This window comes from Citrobacter sp. CRE-46, assembly GCF_059615875.1.
On sequence record NZ_CM184341.1, the window covers coordinates 1,520,040 to 1,543,606 of the forward strand.

The following is a 23,567-nucleotide window of genomic DNA, read 5'->3' on the forward strand; positions in this document are numbered from 1 at the left end:
TAATGAATAACTTAAAGCGGTATCATGCATTTATTATTGCATTAGTGTTCGCATTTCTGCCTGTTATTTTGCTGTGTATTCCCGGCTTACGCGCCTATGTTTTTGAAACATGGCATGTCGCGGCATTCTACAGTTCCATCATTATTATTATGTATCTGACCGGTACATTTATTGTTATTTTCTCATTTATTGAAATAAGTAAGTGTGTAAGCGTATTACGTAATAAGAACGCGCAGAAACACTCTTATTTGCTTGGTGATGCCAACAAGATTGTTTTCTCAGCAAGTCATGGCCTTGATGATGATACTGTTGCCACGCTGTACGAAAGCATGGATAACAGCGTGAATCGTAAGCAGAACCAGAGTCTGGCAGGGGTTATGACCTGCGCAAACCTGTCTACCATGATTGGCCTGTTGGGTACCTTCGCGGGTTTATCAATGACGATTGCCTCGGTCATCACATTACTGGAAAAATCGCAAATCACCGGCGGTAACGAGGCGGATACCTTAGGGATTATCGTCAGTGTGGTCTCCTCGCTTGCTGAACCACTGAAAGGAATGAATACCGCATTCGTTTCATCAATCTATGGGGTAGTGAGCGCTATTTTACTTAATGTGATGTGTTCTTTCCTGCGTGGGGAGTTCACCCGTTTAGCCATCGATTTACGCAATGCGCGCCTTGATTTCGTTAGAGAATGTCATGAGCGCAGTAAAAATTCTGCGCTCGGAAAAACGAAAACCCTGCGTCTGATAACCGATCTTGACGATGTGATCAAAGAGTTCAAAGCGGGCATGTTTGGCTTTCAGGAACGCCTGACTAACGCATTTGACACCAGCAACAACATGCTGAATTCACTTCTTAACTGCACTGTAGAGGGGGCCAGCAAAACGGAGATGTTTAATGATGCCCTTATTGCCGCGGTTCATCGACAGGTTGAACAGTTACAGCATATAGACCAGGGCATCACGTCGAATCATTCCGCTTTACTCGGGATTGAGAAAGAGATCGGCGCATCTACGCAAGCTCTGGTCAACCAGGAAACACACCTTGCAGCGCTAACCGAAAGTCAATCTTTGCTGCAGACCAGTCAGTTACAACTGATGTCTACGGTTGAATCTCAGCGCGGTACGTTGGACGAACTACTGGCCTCGCAAGCGCAGACCCATCATGCCGTCCTGGAGGTCAATGATGGTATTGGACATCTTGATGCAAACGTGGGGGAACTACATACCGTTGCTGAGCGCCACTTTAGCGAGCAGGCTTCACTTCTGGATGGCATCTCCAACGCTGTAGAAACCGCCGAACGCGTCAACCTCGATCGCCACCATGAAACCGTCGCCACGCTGGATAGCCAGTCACAGACGTTTGAACCCTTGCTTGGACAAATTGCCGGAATGCACCGCAATCTGCAAAAAGAAATTAATGTCCTTAAGGAGAAAAAAAGCCATGAATAAATCCGTCATCGCTTTGCTTATCCTCGGGAGTTCGCTGCCGTTGACCATCTGCGCTCATGCAGAAACGGGAGACCATACGTTGCCGCTGCGGACGTTAATTGTGGATGCGTTAAACACGCAACCTTCTGTGGCCATTGCCTCCTGGGAGACCGAAATGCGTCACCAGGAGACAAACATGAGCAAAGCTTCTCTCTATCCGACGTTGGACGTTTCGTCAGAAGCCATCCATAAAAAAACGGACGAACATGATAATGAGCAGAACGTAGAGAATAAATTAACCCTCGCTTACCGTATTGCGGATTTTGGCGTCAGAAGCAGCAATATTTCTAAGTCTGAGCAGCAGGAAGAGGCCAGTAAGTACGATTTCCAACAAGAGTTGCTTACAACCGCACAAAAAACGGCCGATGCCTATTTGTCAGTGGAAAAAACCCGGCAGATACTTGCGGTGATCGATGACGAGAAAATCTTTTACAAGCAGATGCTGAATGATTTTTCCGAACTCATCGCCGCAGGCGCAGCAATGCAATCGGATATTCGTAAAGTTCAGGTATCTATCGACTCTTTAAGCACTCAGGAGTTGAATTTCCGCGCGCAACTGGATACGCAGTTAATGATGCTGCGTAATCTTACGGGAGACAATGTCACCGCTGAAAACCTGGGTAAGCTGCCTGATTTTTTCAATAAATACCTTTTTAATACTGATAAAGATGCCGTTTATAAAAAAATCATGCAGGATAATCCGACGTATCTTTCTTTGACGAAGGCGATATCTGCAGCAAATGCTGAATATTCGGCGGCAAAATCAGCTAATTATCCGGTTGTAGATTTCAACGCCCACTACACGGACAATAATCCTTCCAAAGATGCGCAGCAGGATGATTATGAGGATGAACTCCAGGTTGGCGTTAAAGTAGGCTTTAACATTTTTAATGGCTTTAAGAACCAATCTGAAGTTGCCAAATTTAGCGCAAAATATACCCAGGCAAAACTGGGTCTTGATGATTTTATTTTTAAAACTCGCAATAGTGTTGATGCTTCTGTCTCTAAATATATGACGGGAAAAGATTCATTAGCAATATCTAAACGCTCCTATGAAAATGCCGGGAAACTCATTGAACTCTATAAAGAGGAGTTCAAATTAGGTCAAAAATCGCTACTCGACTTTATTTCCAGCAGGAATGAACATTATCAAGCTAACCTGACAATGATTGAGTCACAATTCTCTATCTATCAGGCGAAGCTTGAACAGATGGCTCAACTCGCCGATCTGTTACATGAACTGTATCTGGAACCTGGCCAGATACAGCCTAAAAGCGGTTCTATGTCGCAATGAACAGGAAACAGTGTGACCATCTGATGATGGTCATCGTCGTGATGACCCTCGTCATACTCCTACTTTTTAGCCTGATAAAGATAAATTCGGTCGTACATGGCAGCGGTGTCATTATCACCAAGGATAATACTCAGGTCGTTTCTCTCTCTAAAGGTGGAACGATTGATGCGATTCATGTCGCGGAAGGGGATTTTGTTACCAAAGGCCAGGTCCTTGCCGAAACATCAAACTTTGATATTCAGAAAGAAAACGAACGTACCCAAGCTCAGCACCGCTATCTTGCCTTATATATCAAAGAAATGATGTCTATTTTGGCCTGGAGGCAAGATTATACTCTCTTTGATATTAGCAATATCACGAATCAGGATTTGATTGGTAATATACAATTGTTAATTAGCCAGACCAAAACGAAGGATAATAAAATCAACAGCCTCAATTCCGAAATTGAGCGTTTAGGTATTTCTAAAATCAGCAAGAACAGCGAGCTAATGCTTGTTCAGGAAGAGGTTAATCTTCTTTCTCCTTTGGTTAAAAAGGGTATCAGTTCTTATACCACTCTGTTGGCAAAAAAACAGGCAGTAGAGCGTCTCAAGTCTGAGCTTATCGATCTTGAAAGCCAGGTAGTAGCGAAATCAGAAGAGATAAAGGTGATCCATAGCGAAATTAATGATGATATCTTTACTTTTCGTAATACTTTGTCGAAAAACCTGGTCGATGCTCAACATGAAGCTGCGCTTAATGACTCTGCCATGAGTGTATTACAAAAGCAGATGAAAGAATCTCGCGTCCGATCGCCCATTGATGGCGTGATTTATCAAATTAACAAAAATGCCTTCACCAAAGGCGGTGTGATACAGGCTGCTGACTCGCTGTTTGAGATTAAACCAATGTCAACCAAAATGCTCGCGGAAGTAAAAATTCAGCCTAAAGATCGCGATCAAATTTATGTTGGTGGTTCGGTTAACGTGAAAATTCTCTCATTTATTCTCTCGGGCTCAAAACCTTATACCGGTGTAGTAGAGCAAATCAGTCCTGACTCCTACGAAGATACGGTTAATGGAAATACGGTGAGGTATTACAAAGCTATCGTAGAGTTCACTATCGGTACAAAAGAACGTGATGTTATCAAACCTGGGATGACGGTAGATGCTTTCATTATTACAGGTAACCACAGCATATTAAAATACCTTGCCTCGCCATTGCTGCGTGGCCTTCAACAAGTTTTCAGTGAGCCGGTCATCACTGACAGTAAATCAACTCATTAATTCAGGGTGATAATATGAGTAATACTATTTTCGCAAGCAACGATTCAATTGTCGACTTACAGCAGTATGGTGCTATGGATAGTGCCAAAGTCGTCATTAGTGGGACCGACTTTAAATTTATTTTTCCGGGTAATGTGGTGGTTAACGTTATTAACGGCGCTCTTTATTCAAGCCTTGAAAATAACCACGTTCACTTCAAATTCCAGGGGCAGGATGTTTCAGGCCAGCAACTGCTGAAAACGATCGACTTAAGCAATCTTCAACTTGAACGGCTTGACTCTGCACTATCAGATCAGCGTCAGGATCGCGTGCTGAAAGATAATATTAATAAAATCAGCGAGATTAATGCGAAAGACCTTGAGGAAGCTAAAAAAGAGGCTGCTGATCTGAAGCATGAAGCAGAAAAAATGCGTGCTGAAGCTGAAGAGGCGCAAAAAGCTTCTGCAGAAGTTCAAAAGCAGCTTGAGGAGTTCCTAAATGATAAAGCGCAGAGCAATGGCCAAAATGGCGCAGCCTCTCAGAACCAGGGAGAAGAGCAGCTGGATGCCAGCCTTTACCATAAGAAATATGACGATGACTCTGTGGCTGAGGCCAGTCGACTCGTTTTCTCTGATTACTCATCCAGTTCGTCCAGTTCTTCAAGTTCATCAGAATCTGATGAAACGCCCATCGACGTAAAACCTATTGATGTGGCTCTTAAGCTTGATGACGGCAGTGATTCTGGGGTAAAAAACGATAATATTACCAACGTCACCACACCGCAGTTTGTTGGTTCTACCGATCCCGGATTGACAGTTTCACTGCGCATTGATGGTGTGGTTGTCGCCGTCACGACCTCCGATGCGATGGGCAACTTTTCATTCAATAGCGGCACGGTGCTGGCTGACGGACAACACAACGTCCAGGTCGATGTGACGGACGGGCAGGGGGGAAGCGGTAGCGCGAAAATTATCGTAACCATTGATACCGTCATCGCAGTTCCCACTTTCGAACTCGACGATCAGTACGCTATTCCTGCAGCCGATCGCATTGAGGGTGAAAATCTTACCCGTTTTACCGATGCGAAAATAATTGGTGAAGCCGAAGCAGGATCGCAGGTTGCTATCTATGCCAATGGCGTTCTGCTTACCACAGTCACCGTAGATTCTGATGGCGCCTGGTCGTATCAGTTTAGTGGTTCAGAATTAAATGAAGGCATTAATAATATTGAGATTGATGCGACGGATAAAGCGGGAAACACGGCATCAACAACCGGCGTTATTACGCTGGATACGATTCCCCCAGAAACACCCGTTATTATTCTTGATGAATCCAGTGATACGGGGATGTCCTCGAACGATAGCCTGACTAATGATAAAACGCCTTCTCTGCATGGTAATGCTGAACCGAACTCAACGCTCGAGTTATATCTGAATGGCTACAAAGTGGCCGATATCAGCGTGGATTCCATGGGGAACTGGCAATATACACTGCCGGAAAATAAAATCACCGCTGATGGTATTTATACTTTTGAAGTGGTCTCTTCCGATCGTGCGGGTAATACCTCAACCGCACAAATAGATGTGACTGTCGATACCGATATTGATGCATTCACACTGGCAATGACTAGCCAGTCAGACAGCGGAGTTGCCGGGGACAATTATACCAACGATATTTATCCAGCGTTTACCGGTAAAACTGACCCAAATAGTCATATTGTGATCACTAACCTGACGACCGGGGAAAAAATTGAAATTGATGCTTCACAGAGTGGTAATTTCAGCTTTAACCTGGCGCAGGCCTCTGCAGAAGGGCTGAACGAACTCTCAATCACCGTAACTGATTATGCGGGCAACCAGCAAACCTTCAGCTACGAATATACTATTGATACGGTTGCTCCCGTATCGCCCGATATTGAACTGGATAAATACACCGTTTCAAAATCAGGCGATATTCTGACAAACGACGCCACGCCAGTCTTTACCGGTACAGCAGAAGCGGGCAGTACGGTGACGATTTATATTGATGGCAAGGCCTGTGGCACGGTGACGGCAAACCACGATGGTATCTGGTCGTTTACTTTGCCAAGCGATCTGGCTGATGGTAGCTATACTGCAGTGGCTTATGCGACTGACCTTGCGGGAAACGTTTCTCCATCATCTGCCGATTGTACTTTCACTGTCGATACCAGCACAACGTCACCGGTTGCCACGTTGCAGGCTGAAGATGATACGGGGATAAGCCAGACTGACTGGATCACCCGGCAAAATGATAATTTAACAATTGACGGGACTGCTGAAAAATACGCCACCATTACAGTGATGGTTGACGGTAAAGCCGTGGGCACTACCCAGGCTGATGCTAATGGCAACTGGCAGTTCGAATATGACCCTAATCCGGCTCTTTCCGATGGCGATTATACGCTGACTATTCAGGCTCAGGATGAGGTGGGGAACACATCGAGCAGTAGTTACGATCTGGTCATTGATACCATTACCGTCACGCCGTCGCTTAAATTAGACACGGGTTCAGATACGGGATCGTCGAATGATGATGGTATTACCAAGGAAACGCAGCCGTTGTTAACCGGAACGGCTGAAGCCAACGCGACGATCGAGATCTTTATTGATGGTACCGTAGTCGGTCAGGTTGTCTCTGATAAAAATGGCGTCTGGAACTATCGTATCCCGGAAGAGGCGAGCTTAGCTGATGGCGAGCATGCCGTCGTTGTACGTGCAACAGATGCCGCCGGCAACAGCGCAAACTCGACCACGCTGGATATTGTGGTCGATAGTACGATGGAAACACCCACAATCCATCTTGATAGCGATAGCGGCATAAGTGATGCCGATCGCATTACCAATAACGCTTCCCCGATTTTCTCTGGTTCAGCCGAGGCTTATTCCAGCATCACTATTTATCAGGACGGGAAGGCCATCGGGAAAGTCAGCGCGGATGCTAACGGAAATTGGTCTTATAGCTTCACGGGATCGCAGGCGTTGACCGATGGAAGCTACATTTTTTATATCACGGCAACAGATGTCGCCGGCAACTCAGCGACTTCAGAAAAAATTCAGGTCACCATTGATACCCAGGTTTCTATCCCTACGCTGGATCTGGCGGATGCGTCAGACACCGGCAACCTCAACAGCGACAACATCACCAGCGACACCACGCCAACATTCTCGCTGGGCAATATCGATGCTGACGTGATCAGCGTGCAGGTCATTATCAACGGCACCGCCTATGACGCCGTGCAGTCAGAGGGCAAGTGGACCTTTACCGCCCCGGAACTGGCGGATGGCGACTATAGCATCAGTGTTATCGTCACTGACAATGCGGGTAATACCGCTAACTCGACCACACTGGCCATCACGGTGGACACCAGCGTGGCGGCGCCGGTGATCGCCCTGAGCGACGACACCGGTATTACCGGCGACAACCAGACTAACGACACCACCCCGGGCTTTGCCATTGCCACGGATAACGACGCCGTCAGCGTGATGGTGAGCATCGACGGCGGCACCCCGGTGGCGGCGACGAAGGACGCGGACGGGCAGTGGCATATTGACAGCGCCGCGCTGGCCGACGGCGACCACTCCATCGTGGCGACGGTCACCGACCTGGCGGGCAACACCGCGACGTCCTCACTGGTCTTTACGGTGGACACCACGCTGTCGGTGCCGACCATCGATCTGACGGATGCGTCAGACAGCGGCAGCAGCAACAGCGACAACATCACCCGGGACACCACCCCGGCGTTCACGCTGGGGAATATCGACGCCGACGTGACGAAGGTGCAGGTCATTATCAACGGCACCGCCTATGACGCTGTGCAGTCAGAGGGCAAGTGGACCTTTACCGCCCCGGAGCTGGCGGACGGCGACTACAGCGTCACGGTGCAGGTGACCGACGACGCGGGGAACGTGCAGACCTCCACGGCGCTGGCCATCACGGTGGACACCAGCGTGGCGGCGCCGGTGATCGCCCTGAGCGACGACACCGGTATTACCGGCGACAACCAGACTAACGACACCACGCCGGGCTTTGCCATTGCCACGGATAACGACGCGTTCAGCGTGATGGTCTCCATCGACGGCGGTAAGCCGGTGGCGGCGACGAAGGACGCGGACGGGCAGTGGCATATTGACAGCGCCGCGCTGGCCGACGGCGACCACTCCATCGTGGCGACGGTCACCGACCTGGCGGGCAACACCGCGACGTCCTCACTGGTCTTTACGGTGGACACCACGCTGTCGGTGCCGACCATCGATCTGACGGATACGTCAGACAGCGGCAGCAGCAACAGCGACAACATCACGAACGACACCACCCCGGCGTTCACGCTGGGGAATATTGATGCCGATGTGACCAGCGTGCAGGTGCTGATCAACGGGACGGCTTACCCGGCGACACTGACGGACGGGACGTGGACCTTTACCGCCCCGGAACTGGCGGACGGCGACTACAGCGTCAGCGTGCAGGTGACCGACGACGCGGGGAACGTGCAGACCTCCACCACGCTGGCTGTGACGGTGGACACCAGCGTGGCGGCGCCGGTGATCGCCCTGAGCGACGACACCGGCACCCCCGGCGACAACCAGACTAACGACACCACCCCGGGCTTTGCCATTGCCACGGATAACGACGCCGTCAGCGTGATGGTGAGCATCGACGGCGGTAAGCCGCTGGCGGCGACAAAGGCCGCGGACGGGCAGTGGCATATTGACAGCGCCGTGCTGGCCGACGGCGACCACACCATCGTGGCGACGGTCACTGACCTCGCCGGCAACACCGCAACGTCCTCACTGGCTTTCACCGTCGACACCACGCTGTCGGTGCCGACCATCGATCTGACGGATGCGTCAGACAGCGGCAGCAGCAACAGCGACAACATCACGAACGACACCACGCCGGCGTTCACGCTGGGCAGTATCGACGCCGACGTGACCAGCGTGCAGGTGCTGATCAACGGGACGGCTTACCCGGCGACACTGACGGACGGGACGTGGACCTTTACCGCCCCGGAGCTGGCGGACGGCGACTACAGCGTCACGGTGCAGGTGACCGACGACGCGGGGAACGTGCAGACCTCCACGGCGCTGGCCATCACGGTGGACACCAGCGTGGCGGCGCCGGTGATCACGCTGAGCGACGACACCGGCACAGCAGGGGATAACCAGACCCGCGACGCCACGCCGGGCTTTGCCATTGCCACGGATAACGACGCCGTCAGCGTGATGGTGAGCATTGACGGCGGTAAGCCGGTGGCGGCGACAAAGGCCGCGGACGGGCAGTGGCATATTGACAGCAGCGCGCTGGCCGACGGCGACCACACCATTGTGGCGACGGTCACTGACCTGGCGGGCAACACCGCAACGTCCTCACTGGCCTTTACGGTGGACACCACGCTGTCGGTGCCGACCATCGATCTGGCGGATGCGTCAGACACCGGCAGCAGCAACAGCGACAACATCACGAACGACACCACCCCAACGTTCACGCTGGGGAATATCGACGCCGATGTGACCAGCGTGCAGGTGCTGATCAACGGGACGGCTTACCCGGCGACACTGACGGACGGGACGTGGACCTTTACCGCCCCGGAGCTGGCGGACGGCGACTACAGCGTCACGGTGCAGGTGACCGACGACGCGGGGAACGTGCAGACCTCCACGGCGCTGGCTGTGACGGTGGACACCACCGTGGCGGCGCCGGTGATCGCCCTGAGCGACGACACCGGCACGGCGGGGGATAACCAGACCCGCGACGCCACCCCGGGCTTCACTGTCAGCACCGATCCGGACGTGTTCAGCGTGATGGTGAGCATCGACGGCGGCACCCCGGTGGCGGCGACGAAGGTCGCCGACGGGCAGTGGCATATTGACAGCAGCGCGCTGGCCGACGGCGATCACTCCATTGTGGCGACGGTCACTGACCTCGCCGGCAACACCGCAACGTCCTCACTGGCCTTTACGGTGGACACCATGCTGTCGGTGCCGACCATCGATCTGGCGGATGCGTCAGACAGCGGCAGCAGCAACAGCGACAACATCACGAACGACACCACCCCGGCGTTCACGCTGGGCAGTATCGACGCCGACGTGACGAAGGTGCAGGTCATTATCAACGGCACCGCTTACCCGGCGACACTGACGGACGGGACGTGGACCTTTACCGCCCCGGTGCTGGCGGACGGCGACTACAGCGTCACGGTGCAGGTGACCGACGACGCGGGGAACGTGCAGACCTCCACCACGCTGGCTGTGACGGTGGACACCAGCGTGGCGGCGCCGGTGATCGCCCTGAGCGACGACACCGGTATTACCGGCGATAACCAGACTAACGACACCACGCCGGGCTTTGCCATTGCCACGGATAACGACGCCGTCAGCGTGATGGTGAGCATTGACGGCGGTAAGCCGGTGGCGGCGACAAAGGCCGCGGACGGGCAGTGGCATATTGACAGTAGCGCGCTGACCGACGGCGACCACACCATCGTGGCGACGGTCACTGACCTCGCCGGCAACACCGCGACGTCCTCACTGACCTTCACCGTCGACACCACGCTGTCGGTGCCGACCATCGATCTGGCGGATGCGTCAGACAGCGGCAGCCTTAACAGCGACAACATCACGAACGACACCACCCCGGCGTTCACGCTGGGGAATATCGACGCCGACGTGACGAAGGTGCAGGTCATTATCAACGGCACCGCCTATGACGCCGTGAAGGCTGAGGGCAAGTGGACCTTTACCGCCCCGGAGCTGGCGGACGGCGACTACAGCATCACGGTGCAGGTCACCGACGACGCGGGGAACGTGCAGACCTCCACGGCGCTGGCGGTGACGGTGGACACCACCGTGGCGGCGCCGGTGATCGCCCTGAGCGACGACACCGGCACCCCCGGCGACAACCAGACTAACGACACCACGCCGGGCTTTGCCATTGCCACGGATAACGACGCGTTCAGCGTGATGGTCTCCATCGACGGCGGTAAGCCGGTGGCGGCGACGAAGGACGCGGACGGGCAGTGGCATATTGACAGCGCCGCGCTGGCCGACGGCGACCACTCCATCGTGGCCACCGTCACCGACCTGGCCGGCAACACCGCGACGTCCTCACTGGTCTTTACGGTGGACACCACGCTGTCGGCGCCGACCATCGACCTGGCGGATGCGTCAGACAGCGGCAGCAGCAACAGCGACAACATCACCCGGGACACCACCCCGGCGTTCACGCTGGGCAGTATTGATGCCGATGTGACCAGCGTGCAGGTTATTATCAACGGGACGGCTTACCCGGCGACACTGACGGACGGGACGTGGACCTTTACCGCCCCGGAACTGGCGGACGGCGACTACAGCGTCAGCGTGCAGGTGACCGACGACGCGGGGAACGTGCAGACCTCCACGGCGCTGACTGTGACGGTGGACACCAGCGTGGCGGCGCCGGTGATCACGCTGAGCGACGACACCGGTACGGCAGGGGATAACCAGACCCGCGACGCCACGCCGGGCTTCACTGTCAGCACCGATCCGGACGCGTTCAGCGTGATGGTGAGCATTGACGGCGGTAAGCCGGTGGCGGCGACGAAGGCCGCGGACGGGCAGTGGCATATTGACAGTACCGCGCTGGCCGACGGCGACCACTCCATCGTGGCCACCGTCACCGACCTCGCCGGCAACACCGCGGACTCGGCCACCCTGACCTTTACGGTGGACACCACGCTGTCGGTGCCGACCATCGATCTGGCGGATGCGTCAGACAGCGGCAGCAGCAACAGCGACAACATCACCAGCGACACCACCCCGGCCTTCACGCTGGGGAATATCGATGCGGATGTGACGAAGGTGCAGGTCATTATCAACGGCACCGCCTATGACGCCATGCAGTCAGAGGGCAAGTGGACCTTTACCGCCCCGGAGCTGGCGGACGGCGACTACAGCATCAGCGTGCAGGTGACCGACGACGCGGGGAACGTGCAGACCTCCACGGCGCTGGCGGTGACGGTGGACACCAGCGTGGCGGCGCCGGTGATCGCCCTGAGCGACGACACCGGCACGGCGGGGGATAACCAGACTAACGACGCCACGCCGGGCTTTGCCATCACCACGGATAACGACGCGTTCAGCGTGATGGTGAGCATTGACGGCGGTAAGCCGGTGGCGGCGACGAAGGCCGCGGACGGGCAGTGGCATATTGACAGTACCGCGCTGGCCGACGGCGACCACTCCATCGTGGCCACCGTCACCGACCTGGCGGGCAACACCGCAACGTCCTCACTGGCCTTTACGGTGGACACCACGCTGTCGGTGCCGACCATCGATCTGGCGGATGCGTCAGACAGCGGCAGCAGCAACAGCGACAACATCACCCGGGACACCACCCCGGCGTTCACGCTGGGCAGTATCGACGCCGACGTGACGAAGGTGCAGGTCATTATCAACGGCACCGCTTACCCGGCGACACTGACGGACGGGACGTGGACCTTTACCGCCCCGGAACTGGCGGACGGCGACTACAGCATCAGCGTGCAGGTGACCGACGACGCGGGGAACGTGCAGACCTCCACGGCGCTGGCGGTGACGGTGGACACCAGCGTGGCGGCGCCGGTGATCGCCCTGAGCGACGACACCGGCACGGCGGGGGATAACCAGACTAACGACGCCACGCCGGGCTTTGCCATCACCACGGATAACGACGCCGTCAGCGTGATGGTGAGCATTGACGGCGGTAAGCCGGTGGCGGCGACGAAGGCCGCGGACGGGCAGTGGCATATTGACAGTAGCGCGCTGACCGACGGTGGGCACACCATTGTGGCGACGGTCACCGACCTGGCCGGCAACACCGCGGACTCGGCCATCCTGACCTTTACGGTGGACACCACGCTGTCGGTGCCGACCATCGATCTGGCGGATGCGTCAGACAGCGGCAGCAGCAACAGCGACAACATTACCAGCGACACCACGCCGGCCTTCACGCTGGGGAATATCGATGCGGATGTGACGAAGGTGCAGGTTCTTATCAACGGCACCGCCTATGACGCCGTGAAGGCTGAGGGCAAGTGGACCTTTACCGCCCCGGAGCTGGCGGACGGCGACTACAGCATCAGCGTGCAGGTGACCGATGACGCCGGCAACACCGCAACCTCGGCGGCGCTGGCTATCACGGTGGATACAGAGGTTCTGCCAGTCAATATTGTGCTGGATAAGACGTCTGACACGGGAGAGAGCTCGACAGATAATTATACTGCGGACACAACACCGACGTTTAAGTTCAGCAATATTCCGGACGATGTCGCCACTATTACCCTGACGTTGAGCACCGGGCAGCACTACACAATAGATCTGAGCAAGAGTACTTCTTTCACCCTACCTGATGAGTTGCAAGATGGCAGTTACACTGCAACTGTGACGGTGACTGACGTGGCAGGTAACAGTGCTGACAGTAAGATTAGCTTTACTATCGATACCATTGTCGAGAAACCGACAGTCGAACTCGCGACGGTATCTGATTCGGGTGACAGCCAGACCGATGGGCTGACTAATGAGACGAAGCCGCAATTCCAGATTAGTGGCGTGGATACTGATGACGTCAATACGATTACGATAGCGATTGTGAGTAGCGATGGCAGCTACAAAGATAGTTGGACACTGGACAGTGAAACCTACGAAAGCGGAGCATGGGCTTGTCCGGTTGCGCTGGACGATGGGCAATATACGATAACTGTCACGGTTGAAGACATGGCGGGTAATCAGAGCACCTCTGACGCTGCCAGGTTTGAAATAGATACTGTCACTCACATCGACTCTATCGTGCTTCTGGATGATACCGGTTCAAGCACCACCGATAACCAAACCAATGTGAATACACCTGAGTTTGCGATCGGCGTGCCGGATGATGTCACGCATGTCAGCATAATGATTGATGGTAAAGCGGCTGGTGAAGCTTCTAAGCAGACTGATGGAAAGTGGCATTTTTCCACCGCGGTGCTCGCCGATGGAGCACATACTGTGTCGGTTACCGTAACAGATGAAGCGGGTAATACCAGTAATAAAGATCTCAATTTTACGGTTGATACGACCCTTTCTGTGCCGACGCTGCAGCTTTCAAGCGATAGCGATACGGGGCACAGTGATTCAGATAATGTCACTCAGGATGTGCGCCCAACGTTTGTGATCGGCAATATTGATAGCGACGTTGTCAGCGTTTCACTGACGATTAACGGTCAGACATGGCCTATTACGGTTGAAAATGGCAGTGCTACCTTTACCGTTCCCGCCGATCTGCCGGATGGGATTTGGCAGGCCCAATTGACGGTTGTTGATGATGCTGGTAATGAAAAGACGACCTCACTCTCCGTGACCATTGACACCTCCACCAGCGTGGACGGTATTACTCTGCAAAGTGATACCGGCGTGCAAAACGACTGGATGACCAACGATTCCACCCCAACGTTTGCCATCACCGCGCCTGCTGATGCGCATGCTGTCACTGTCAGCATAGGCTCACTGACTCAGGATGCCATTTTCCAGGAAGGGAAGTGGGTGGTGACTCTGCCATCTGCCCTTGCGGACGGTGAATATACGCTTACGGTGACCGTTACGGATGACGCAGGCAATACGGCGAATCGCGCGCAAACATTCACCATTGACACCACCCTGGAGCCGCTCACCGTCAAGATGATGGCGGCGGATGACAGTGGTGTGGTAGGCGACAATGTTACCAACGACACAAAACCTACGTTTGAACTAGGCAATGTGCCGGCAGATGTTTACAGCATCGAAGTGACGTTGAACGGCGCGACGACAACCGTTAAGAAACAAGCGGACGGCAGTTGGACCTATACTCCAGAAACCGCCCTTGTTGAAGGGAAATATACGCTGGATGTACGCGTTACTGATGAAGCAGGAAACCAAAGAACGTCGACATATGATTTCACCGTGGATACCTCGGTGGATATTAATTCCATCACTCTGACGACAGATACCGGGGATTCGTCCTCCGATGGCATCACGAATGCTGCCCAACCGATATTTAACGTCACCACCTCTGATGATGTTGTCAGCCTGACGGCAACGATTAACGGTCTTGCCTGTACCGTGGTGAAAAATGCCAACGGTGACTGGACCGTCACCTCGCCGATACTCTCTGTCGCTGGAGATTACACGCTGACCGTTACCGTTGAAGATGCTGCAGGGAACACTACCAGCGACACGAAAACGATCACCTTTGATAACCAGCTTTCCGTACCGACTATTGCGTTCGACGCGGGTGATGACACGGGTTATGACGCTACCGATCATTTGACGAGTAACAATAAGCCCACGTTCCTGATAAGCAACATGGACAGCGACGTGACGCATGCCGTCATTACGCTTGATGGGGTGCCGATTACGCTGACGCAGGATGGCAGCGGTAACTGGAGCTTTACGCCGCCATCGGCACTTTCGGATGGCAATCATAAAATGATCCTGGAAGTGCAGGATCGGGCGGGAAATACTTCAACGCAGACCTTCTCCTTCACCGTTGATACCTCGCTAAACACGCCGACGATTGATCTTGTCAGCGCATCTGATACGGGTGACAGCAGTGAAGATAATCTGACGTCGAAGACGCAGCCTGAATTTATTATCAGCAATGTCGACAGCGATATATATTCCGTGGTTGTCACGCTAAATAATAACGACTATATCGCGACGAAAAACGCCGAAGGGGAGTGGGTATTCCAGGCTCCTAAACTGGCCGATGGGGACTATACGATAACGGTCACGGCAACCGATAAAGCGGGGAACGAACGGACGTCCGATCTCGATTTTACCATTGATACCACGGTGGCAATCGATCAGATTACCATGTCTGATGATACCGGTTTCTCTTCGGATGATCATTTAACGAACGATACCATCCCAAGCTTTGATATTAGGGTTGCCGCAGATGTTACGCATGTCTCGGTGGCACTGGACGGCGGTGATGCCCAGACGCTGACGAAAACCAATGGCAAGTGGACCTACACCGCCAGCTCGGCGTTGACCGATGGTGAGCATTCGATTGTCGTCAACGTGATGGATAAAGCGGGCAACACAACCCAGGAAACTTTCACCTTTACTATCGATACAACGCTTACACCTGTGACGGTGGATCTTAAAGACGAGGACGACAGCGGCAGCAGCTCCGCCGATAATTACACTAACAATACCCAGCCGACGTTTGAGTTTGGTTCGCTGGATAAAGATGTTTATAGTCTGACGGTGAACCTGAACGGCAAAGATATTCCTGTGGATTTGACCAGTCAGCCGGTGAGTTTTACGCCGGATGAAGCGCTGGCAGACGGCACTTACACCTTAATTGCCACGGTGACGGATAACGCCGGAAATACCAAAGAAACTCCGCTGACCTTCACCATTGATACGCAAACGTCGGTATCGGTGGACTTTGTCGTCGGTGACGACACGGGCTATTCCGACAGCGATAACATAACGAAGAGCAATGCCCCTGAATTTGAAATCAGCGTTCCGGCGGATGTGGAGTCGGTGAGCGTTACCCTCAACGGCACGGTGACTTCGTTGACGAAGGATGAGTCCGGCCGCTGGATCTACTCGGCTCCGGCACTGGCAGATGGCAACTACACTCTCGACGTTTCAGTAGTGGATAAAGCGGGTAACACCGCCAGCACTGAACTCAAATTTGTCGTGGATACCACCCTTAGCACGCCAACAATCGATTTAGCGGCTGCAAGTGATACGGGGACCTTGTCAAACGATCACCTAACCAACGATACGACGCCATATTTCACGCTCGATAATATCGATAGCGATGCTTATAGCGTCACTGTCACTATCAACAATAAAACCTATAACGCGACGGAAAAGAATGGAGTATGGGGCTTGCAGTTACCCGATGCTGATGCCCTCCCGGATGGAACTTATACCGCAACTGTTAAGGTTGAAGATGATGCAGGCAATACCAAATCATCCTCAATGAGCTTTACCGTTGATACCATTTGCTCGGCACCGGTTCTGGCGCTGGATAATGGCAGCAACAGCGGCAGCACTGATGATAACATCACCAACGTGACGAAACCGGTTATCAATATCAGCGGCGTACCTGCCGATATCGCCAGTATAACGGTAACTCTTGGTGACACGACGCTGTCACTGGATCCGTCGACAACGAGCTGGCAGGTACCGCAAAGCCTGGCGGATGGCGCATATAGCGTGGTCGTGACCTTTACGGATAATGCGGGTAACAGCGCATCGACAACCTATAACTTTACCGTTGATACGGTGGTTGATTCTCCTGCCGTGCTGCTGCTGGATGATACCGGGCAGAATACCACCGATAACCTGACTAACGTCTCAGTGCCGCGTATCCAGATTAGCGCGGCGGAGGAACTCACCTCCGTCACCGTCACGCTCAATGGGCGCACGCAGACGCTGGAGAAAAACGCCCAGGGCGAGTGGATTTATACCGCTGACATGCTAGCGGATGGCACTTACACCGCAACCGTGGAGATGGTCGATGTCGCGGGCAACCACCAGACAGAGACCCTGACTTTTACGATTGACACTCAGATCCCGCAGCCAACCATTTCGATGGATAGCGCCAGTGATTCTGGCGATAGCTCAAGTGATTCGTTAACCAATGATACGCAGCCGACGTTCATAGTTTCCGGCGTGCCGGACGATGTTGATACCGTGTTTGTTGTTATAAACGGTGCGAAATATACGGCGACACAAAATGAAGCTGGGGAATGGACGGTTACCTCAGCCAATCTGGCGGATGGTAACTACACCGCAGAAGTGACCGTTACGGATAAAGCCGGTAATACCGCTGAAAGCAGCATGAATTTTACCATCGACACACACGTTGCGCTGTCGGTGGAGTTGCTGGCCTCTTCTGATACAGGCTCTTCGCAGACGGATAAAATTACCAAAGATACGTCACCTACGTTCGGCGGTCTGACGGACAAAGACGCAACGCTGGTGGTGACCGTGCTGGATGAGAGCGGTAATGCGATTCAGACCCAAACGATCGCTCCTGCCTCGGACGGGACCTGGTCTATTACGCTGGGTGATTTGACTGATGGCAACTATACCATCTCGGTTACCGCGACCGATAAGGCCGGAAACACCCAGGCAAGCAACATTGATTTTGTTATCGATACAGTAGTTAACGCGCCGGGTGTTGCATTGAGCGAGTCCGATCCCGGGAATAACCATGAAGCCTTAAGTCTGGCGCCAGAATTCAGTGGTACTGCGGAAGCAGGATCGACGCTGGTGATAAGTATTGATGGCGTTACTGTCGCCAGTGTTGTGGCGGACAGCAACGGAACATGGTCATGGACGCCGCCGAGCGCCATTAACTCTGGCGATCATATTATTAGCGTTGTCGCGACCGACAAAGCGGGTAACGTCTCTGATGCCACTAACTTCGCCTTTATCATTCCGCTGATCGACGTCGATCCACCGACACTGCAGCTACAAACCGCATCGGATAGCGGCTCCATTGGTGACTTTGTCACTAATGATACGACGCCATCAATTACCGGGACATCGCTGCCGGGCAGCACCGTGACGATTTATGTTAACGGTGAGGTGGTTGGTACCGCGGCAACGGACTCAACCGGACGCTACAACTTTAACCTGCCAGAAATGGCTGAAGGGACCTACAGCATTGAGGTGAGCGTCATTAACCCGAACAACGGGGAGGAGGTAAAATCTGACCCTGCAAGTCTGGTCATTGACACGCATGTGGTTCCTCTTGACTGGGATATTAACGGATTAAACGATGAAGGGTATCTGAACACCAATACCCCGGTAGTGAGCGGAATCTCTGAACCCGGCGCGCATATCAAAGTGATGATTGACGGTCGTGTAGTGGTGGAAACGGTCGCCGCCAGTGATGGTAAATGGCTGGCATCGGTTACAAACATTGGCGCTGACGGAGAGCATGAGATTAGCTTCTCGGTAACAGATGTGGCGGGTAACACAGAAACCTTCGGCCCGGAGAGTTTTGTTCTCGATACCTATATTGCGCCACTGACCGTTGATTTACGCGATACGGATGATACCGGCGCCAGCGATACCGACAACATCACCCAAAAAACCAGCGTTCACCTTGACGGTACCGCAGAAGCGGGCTCAACCGTTACGATCGCCAATACGCAGGGCAAGATTCTGGCTACCATTACCGTGGATAGCGATGGTGCATGGAGTTCGCAAATTACGCTGCAGGAGGGGATGCAAACCTTTGTGGTGACTTCCACCGATGCTGCTGGCAATACCGTCTCCAAAAATATCGATATTACCCGCGATACGCAAAATAGCATCACTGACGTTGTCCTGAGCCGGGATTCCAACAGTGCGGACACGCTGGATGCCATCACCAAAGTGACGACGCCAACCCTGACGGCAGTCACCGATCCTAATGCGACGGTTGATGTTTATGTCAATGGCGAAAAAGTTGCCACGGTAACCGCTGATGCGGCAGGGACAGTGAGCTGGACGATGCCGGAAAGTGACGACGGTTCTTATGATATTAAAATGGTGTCGACGGATGCGGCAGGCAATACAGCAACCAGTGCAACGACTACCGTTGTTATTGATACCGCGGTTGATACTTTTAGCGTCGATACGCTGCCGGACCTGACCAATAGTAAAGCGCTGAGTGTCACAGGTACCGGTGAAAGCGGCGCCACGATTACCGTCTATTTAAATGGTGTCGCGGCAGGCCAGGTTACCGTAGCGGCTGATGGCAGTTGGACGGTACCGCTGATCCTCAAAGAGGATGGCGAGTACAGCCTGACGGTACAGATCACGGATGTGGCCGGAAACAGCCAGACCAGCGATCCATTTGTCTTCACGCTGGATAGCCATACCGATTACCCGACCATCAACCTGGATGACGCGTCTAACTCAGGCTCGCTGGATGACAACATAACCAGCGACAATACGCCAGCCTTCCATGGTACGGGAGAGCCGGGGGCGACGATTTCTATTCTGGTGGATGAAAAAACGGTCGCAACGGTAACGGCGGATGCCGAAGGTAACTGGACGTGGCAATACCCGACTACGTTGGCTGACGGTGAATATTCCATCCGCGTAGTGGCGGAAGATGCGGCGGGCAATACCGCAGAATCTGCGCGTATCCTGGTGACCGTCGATACCAGTACCTGGATCCAACTGGATAAAATGAATCCGGATGGTGGAATTTACAGTAACGACTATGTTACTTCCCGAACGACGCCGACGTTCCAGATCAACGGTGAAACGGGCCAGCCGGTCAAGGTTTATATTGATGGTAAATATGTTGAAACCATTACCATCAGCGGGCGAGACTATCAATATACTATTCCAGAAGCACTTACTGACGGTAGCCATACTATCCGTTTTGATATCGCTGATGCGGCGGGGAATACCGCCTCTACCGGCGATCAGAGTTTCACGATAGATACAGTCAATAATACCCCTGTTACGCTTGATAGCATTAACGATGACAGCGTCGCTGACCATACTGTAGACGGCACTATCTATATCAACGATATTTCCGGTGGGGTAAAACTTAGCGGGACGGTGGAAGCAAATAGCCTGGTTGATGTCACGATCAACGGGATGAACATTGGCGAGACCTGGGCAAACGGCAAGGGGATATGGAGTGTTAATATTAACCAACTGCTGCTCTCTGATGGCACCTGGAACGTCACCGTAACCTCTAAAGACAGAGCCGGGAATACCAACTCGTCAACCTTTACCATTGTGGTTGATACCTCCATCAGCCAGTTCACCGCCAACGTGCAGGACGACAAAGACAGTTCGGCCGATAAATGGGTAGTTAACAACCGCACGCCTGTCTTTAATGGCGTCGGTGAGGCGGGGGCTACTGTCACCTTGATGGTGGCAGGGATGGTGGTGGCTACCACCACAGTTGCCGCCGATGGCACCTGGAGCATCAAGGCCAGCGCGTTGCCTGAAGGGACCAGCAATTTAACCTTCACCATTAAAGATACTGCCGGCAATACCCAAACCATTAACCATGACATTCTGGTCGATAGCGTTGCGCCAAATACGCCAACAGTAGAGATCTCTTCCTGGAACGAAGAGGGGAACCTGTGGATCCTCTCAGGCAAGGCGGAAGCGGGAACGACCATTGTTATCAAGGATGAGTCCGGCAACGTTATCACCACGGTTAATGTCAACAGCTCCGGCAGTTGGAGTACCGCGATTAACTATCCTGATGGCGGTAAAATCAGTATTCAGGCAGAGGATTCTGCCACCAATATCAGCGTGCCTGTCGACCTTGATGTGATGTTCACGACGCCAGCCGTGGCGCTGGATGTAACCTCAGACGGTGGTGCGCTGGGCGACAACCTGACCAATGACTCAACCCCGACGCTGGTTTTGAGTAACATCGAGAAGGATGTCGTTGCGGTGAGCGTAACGATTGATGGAACGACGGTGCAGGCAACGAAGATCAGCGATGGCGTCTGGACCGTAACATGGGGAACTCCGCTAAGTGACGGCGAATGTGACGTTCAGGTGAGCGCAACGGATGCGGCAGGAAATACCGCAACGCAATCCTTTAGCTTTACTATTGATACGGTGCTCAGCGCGCCGGTCATCGCCATGGATGCGGCAAGCGATACTAGCACGGTGGGCGATAACATCACGCAAACCGTTAAACCGACGTTTGTCGTGACTAACGTTGACGCTGATGTGACGAAGGTAGAGGTGACCTTAAACGGCAATACGCAAACCCTGACCAAAGACGCTTCGGGTAACTGGATCTATACGCCGGAAACCCCGCTGGCAGACGGTAACTGGACCGTTGAGGTGAAAGTAACCGATGCGGCAGGGAATACTAAGCAGTCCAGTCTGGATTTCACCGTCGACACTAGTATCAGTACGCCGACGGTGGCTCTTGATGCCAGCAGCGATACCGGTGATGTCGGTGACAACCTGACGAATGAGACGACGCCAACCTTTATCCTGAGCAATATTGACCCGGATGTCACTTCGGTGATGGTGACACTGAACGGCGAAACGCACAGCGCAACCAAAGATGAGCAGGGTAACTGGACGTATACGCCGGAAACCGCGCTGTCAGACGGTAGTTGGACCCTGAAGGTGAAAGTCACGGATGGCGCAGGTAACACTGCGGAATCTTCACTGGATTTCACCATTGACAGTACGCTAAGCACACCAACAGTAATGATGGATACGGACAGTGACACCGCAACGGCAGGGGATAATATCACCAGGGATACGACGCCAACCTTTATCCTGAGTAATATCGACCCGGACGTCACGTCGGTGATGGTGACGCTGAACGGTGAAACGCACAGCGCAACCAAGGATGAGCAGGGTAACTGGACGTATACGCCGGACACCCCGCTGGCGGACGGCAGCGGAACGTTGGTGGTGACCGTGACCGATGCGGCGGGCAATAGCGCGGATGCGTCCCTGGATTACACCATCGACACCACGGTCAGCACGCCGACAGTTTCCCTGGATGCGGGCAGCGATAGCGGTGCCTCAGGGGACAACATTACTAAGGACGACACCCCAACGTTTATCCTGAGTAACATCGATCCTGATGCAACTACCGTAACGGTGACCATAAACGGCGAAACCCACAGCGCCACGCAGGATGAATCAGGCCACTGGACCTGGACACCTGAAGAGGCGCTGGCTGAAGGCACCTGGACGTTGGTGGTGAATGTCAGCGATGCGGCAGGTAATACCGCCAGCCAGTCGGTTGAGTTCACGGTCGATACCCATGTTGATAATTTTGATGTGACTTTCGATGGTACGAGTAGCCAGGAGCAAACCTGGCAGACCGATGAGTCAACCTTATCGTTTAGCGGGCATGGCGAAGCGGGAGCCGTGGTTAGCGTCTCACTGGATAATGGCGATGTGCTGACGGCAAACGTGGATAAAGACGGTAACTGGAATCTCCAGCTTGAGGATGTGGCGCAGGGCGAGCATCAGCTTACCTTCACCATTACCGACGTGGCGGGTAACACCAGCACCGTAACGCACGATGTGGATGTTGGAACCGATGACCCGGTGTCGCTACGCAGCAGTCTGTACAGTAGCGAGCAGGACACCAGGGACACCATAGAAGTGGAGTCGTCGCATCCGGTCTTTGAGTTCAACCTGGACGCCAGCATTACCCATGCCAGCGTTGAACTGGACGGTGTCACGCATCCGCTGGTGCCTTCGCCGTCTGGCCCTACGCAGTTCGACGTGCCTGTGGCGCTGGAGGATGGCCCACATTCTCTGGTGTTGCGCACGCAAGACAGTGCCGGGAATAGCGAACGTCAGGATATCGCCTTTACGGTGGATACCAGTAGCCGCAGCGTCGTTGCAGGCATGGACGACGCCCGCAGCGATGAGAGTGACGCGCCGCATTCTGCAGCGGATCAATCCTCTTCGCATGAAGCAGCCAGCTTCGCGGCACAAGTGATGAGCATTAGCCAGAGTGTCGAAGATAATCAGGACGATCAGCAACATCACCATCAATAAATAACCG

4 protein-coding genes are annotated in these 23,567 nt (G+C 53.7%); all 4 read left to right on the plus strand.

Going from position 1 to position 23,567, the window contains the following annotated elements; translation table 11 throughout:
* Positions 1-2 precede the first annotated feature (2 nt).
* From AC534G_RS07180 to AC534G_RS07195, 4 genes are read left to right on the plus strand one after another with little or no spacing between them, the layout of a single operon-like run.
* A complete protein-coding gene (locus AC534G_RS07180; protein WP_069324489.1) occupies positions 3-1,454 on the plus strand; it encodes a MotA/TolQ/ExbB proton channel family protein in 1,452 nt (483 codons plus the stop codon).
* Entirely contained in the window at positions 1,447-2,787 is a 1,341-nt protein-coding gene (locus AC534G_RS07185) for a TolC family protein (RefSeq protein WP_162620716.1), read from the plus strand. Before AC534G_RS07180 ends, AC534G_RS07185 begins: the two co-directional genes overlap by 8 nt.
* A gap of 23 nt (positions 2,788-2,810) precedes the next feature.
* The gene (locus tag AC534G_RS07190) at positions 2,811-4,052 is read left to right on the plus strand and encodes an HlyD family type I secretion periplasmic adaptor subunit (protein ID WP_051594533.1); all 1,242 of its coding nucleotides are present in this window, start codon (positions 2,811-2,813) and stop codon (positions 4,050-4,052) included.
* 14 nt (positions 4,053-4,066) lie between these two features.
* Positions 4,067-23,560, plus strand: a complete 19,494-nt coding sequence (locus tag AC534G_RS07195) for an Ig-like domain-containing protein (RefSeq protein ID WP_496594524.1) — start codon at positions 4,067-4,069, stop codon at positions 23,558-23,560.
* Positions 23,561-23,567: the final 7 nt, after the last annotated feature.

Excerpts from the sequence above, each read along its gene's own strand:
- AC534G_RS07180 (WP_069324489.1), top strand. The coding sequence starts at position 3 with ATGAATAACTTAAAGCGGTATCATGCATTTATTATTGCATTAGTGTTC.
- AC534G_RS07185 (WP_162620716.1), top strand. The coding sequence starts at position 1,447 with ATGAATAAATCCGTCATCGCTTTGCTTATCCTCGGGAGTTCGCTGCCG.
- AC534G_RS07190 (WP_051594533.1), top strand. The coding sequence starts at position 2,811 with ATGATGGTCATCGTCGTGATGACCCTCGTCATACTCCTACTTTTTAGC.
- AC534G_RS07195 (WP_496594524.1), top strand. The coding sequence starts at position 4,067 with ATGAGTAATACTATTTTCGCAAGCAACGATTCAATTGTCGACTTACAG.